At 70.4% G+C, this 2896-nt stretch carries 4 protein-coding genes; 2 read left to right on the top strand and 2 right to left on the bottom strand.

Annotated elements, in window-relative coordinates; genetic code table 11:
- On the bottom strand, window positions 1-502 hold a 502-nt coding region (locus AC27IO_RS22405; RefSeq protein ID WP_498740842.1), incomplete at its 3' end, for a taurine ABC transporter substrate-binding protein.
- 363 nt (window positions 503-865) lie between these two features.
- Between AC27IO_RS22405 and AC27IO_RS22400 the strand changes: the two genes are divergently transcribed.
- Together AC27IO_RS22400 and AC27IO_RS22395 are read left to right on the top strand one after the other, a co-directional pair.
- Complete coding sequence (locus tag AC27IO_RS22400) at window positions 866-1990, top strand: alkene reductase (protein WP_284397273.1); 1125 nt, start codon at window positions 866-868, stop codon at window positions 1988-1990.
- Between the two features lie 100 nt (window positions 1991-2090).
- Window positions 2091-2396 (top strand): NIPSNAP family protein, encoded by a 306-nt coding sequence (locus tag AC27IO_RS22395; RefSeq protein ID WP_272566289.1) that lies wholly within the window; start codon window positions 2091-2093, stop codon window positions 2394-2396.
- A 31-nt stretch (window positions 2397-2427) separates the two neighbouring features.
- Here the strand turns inward: AC27IO_RS22395 and AC27IO_RS22390 are convergent.
- On the bottom strand, window positions 2428-2896 hold a 469-nt coding region (locus tag AC27IO_RS22390; protein WP_498740839.1), incomplete at its 5' end, for a sensor histidine kinase.

Genomic DNA, 2896 nt, shown 5'->3' with positions numbered 1-2896 from the left:
CGATCTTCACGCCCTTGGGGTCCACGCCCGCCGCCTGCAGCGCCACCAGCGTGTGGAAGTGCGTGGTCGAGACGAACGGCAGGCCGATCTTCTTGCCCTTCAAGTCCGCCAGCTGCTTCACGCCCGAGCCGTTGCGGGCCACCAGGGCCTCGGCCTCATGGATTTCGTCCAGGATCCAGAACACCTCGATGGGCACGCCCTGCGACAGCGCCGAGGCGAACGGCGAAGACCCCGCCTCGCCGATGTGGATCGCACCGGAGGCCAGTGCGCGCACCACCTCGGCCCCGCTGCCCAGCTTGCGGTAGGTGACCTGGTAGCCCGTGCGCTTTTCGACCTCCCGGGTCTCCTGCGCATAGCGCCACGGCACGACCATGTCCTGGTAGCCGATCACCACCTCCTTCTTGCCCTGCGCCCCGGCCGCCGCGCAGAACAAGGTGGCGCCCAGCAGGGCGGAAAGGCCGCGCACGGCGGCCCTGCGGGTGGCGGAGAACGGGGATTGCATGGGGGGTTCCTTGGAGCAAAAGAGAGGGGCACCCGCAACGGGCAGCCCCTGGGGCGCAGGGTGCGCGGGCCGGGCCGTCGATGGGCCCTTGCGCAAAATTCTAGGAACCGGCCCCCGCGCCGCATGCGCCCGTTTCGCGCATCGATATCCGGAAAACGCATCAGCGCGCTGCCGCACGCCTGCGGCGCGCGGGGGGCGCCGCCGCCGCTAGCACAGTCGGCAAATCCTTGGGGTCGCCAGTGCACTGCAGCCTTCCGGAAATGGCGGTAAGTTCGTGTCCCTGGCTTGGAACGGGCCCGGCCCCGCGCCACCCCGGAGCCCAGGCCCCGTTTTTTCCTGTCCCTCCAAAGAAAGCACCCTGTCATGACGACTCTCTTCGATCCGGTCCAGGCCGGCGATCTGCACCTGGCCAACCGCATTGCCATGGCGCCGCTCACGCGCAACCGCTCGCCCGAGGCCATCCCGAAGGACATCACGGCCACCTACTACGCCCAGCGCGCCACCGCGGGCCTGCTCATCACCGAAGCCACCGCCATCAGCCACCAGGGCCAGGGCTATGCCGACGTGCCGGGCCTGTACGGCACCGAGCAGCTCGATGGCTGGAAGCGCGTGACCGAGGCCGTGCACGCACGCGGCGGCAAGATCGTGACCCAGCTGTGGCACGTGGGCCGCATCTCGCACAACGACCTGCAGCCGGACGGCGGCAAGCCCGTGGCCCCATCGGCCATCACCGCCAAGTCCAAGACCTACCTGGTGGACCGCGCGACCGGCAAGGGCCAGTTCGTGCCCACGTCCGAGCCCCGCGCGCTCGATGCGGGCGAGCTGCCCGGCATCGTGCACGACTACGCCGCCGCCGCGCGCAACGCGGTCGAGACGGCGGGCTTCGACGGTGTGGAGATCCACGGGGCCAACGGCTACCTGCTGGACCAGTTCCTCAAGACCGGAGCCAACCAGCGCACGGACGACTACGGCGGCAGCATCGAAAACCGCGCCCGCCTGCTGCTGGAGGCCACGCGCGCCGCGGTCGATGCCATCGGCGGCGGCAAGGTGGGCATCCGCCTGTCGCCCGTGACGCCGGCCAACGACATCGCCGATGCCGACCCGCAGCCCCTGTTCGACTACGTGATCCGCCAGCTCGCACCACTGGGCCTAGCCTACATCCATGTGATCGAAGGCGCCACCGGCGGTCCGCGCGAAGTGGAAGGCCGCCCCTTCGACTACGCCGCGCTCAAGGCCGCCTACCGCGCGGCCGGCGGCAAGGGCGCGTGGATGGTGAACAACGCCTACGACGGCGCCCTCGCCACCCAGGCGGTGGCCAGCGGCGATGCCGACATCGTCGCCTTCGGCAAGCCCTTCATCTCCAACCCGGACCTGGTCGAGCGCCTGCGCCAGAACGCACCGCTCAACGCATGGGACCAAAGCACGTTCTACGGCGGCGGCGAGAAGGGCTACACCGACTATCCCACGCTGGCGGAAAAGGCCGCCTGACGCGCGCCGCAGCGTAAAGTGCCCGCTGGCACGGCCCGCCACGGCTCCGAAGGCCCGGCGGGCTTTTTTTCGTCCCCCTTTTTTTCACGGCACCTTCCCCATGGTCACCTGCTACCTGCGCTACGTCATCGACCCCCACCAGCTCGCCGAATTCGAGCACTACGGCAAGCTCTGGATCCCGCTGGTGGAGAAATTCGGCGGCCAGCACCACGGCTATTTCCTGCCGTCCGAAGGCGCGAACAACATCGCGCTGGCGCTGTTCACCTTTCCCTCGCTGGCGGCGTACGAGACCTACCGCGCGCAGTCGATGCAGGACCCGGAATGCCTCGCCGCCTTCCGCTACGCGCAGGAAACGCGCTGCATCCTGAGCTACGAGCGCAGCTTCTTCCGGCCCGTCTTCGAATGAGTCAAGGGCGCCGGGCGGCCTGGAGCACCGGTCACCCCGCGAACACCAGCCGCACGCGCAGGCCTTCGTCCTGCGGCCCAGGCTCCAGCGCCAGGCGCACGCCCAGCAGTTCGGCGTAGCGCGCCACGATGGCGAGCCCCAGGCCCGCGCCCTGCCCCAGGCGCTCGCCCTCGCGGCCCTGGGCCCAGCGCTGCAGAAGGTTGGTGCGCTGCGCGGCCGACAGGCCCGGGCCGTTGTCGACCACGGCCAGCACGGTCGCTTCGCGGCCATCGGCCGTGGCCTCGCGCGAGATTTCCACGGTCACGCGGGGCCGCGTGCCGGCGCCCGGGCGGCCGTAGCGCAGGGCGTTGTCGATCAGGTTGCCCAGCACCCCTTCGATGAGCAGCGGCTGGCCCTGCACGACCACGGGCTGGTCCAGGCCGGTGGCGCCCAGGTCCACGCCCGCCGCATCGGCGCGGGGCAGAAAGCGCAGCACGGCGTCGCGCGCCAGCTCGTCCAGG

It is taken from the genome of Acidovorax sp. KNOB132, from assembly GCF_057541515.1.
The sequence above is the reverse complement of the archived record's forward strand: the minus strand, read 5'-3'. Positions and strand labels throughout refer to the sequence as shown.

Excerpts from the sequence above, each read along its gene's own strand:
- AC27IO_RS22400 (WP_284397273.1), top strand. The coding sequence starts at position 866 with ATGACGACTCTCTTCGATCCGGTCCAGGCCGGCGATCTGCACCTGGCC.
- AC27IO_RS22395 (WP_272566289.1), top strand. The coding sequence starts at position 2,091 with ATGGTCACCTGCTACCTGCGCTACGTCATCGACCCCCACCAGCTCGCC.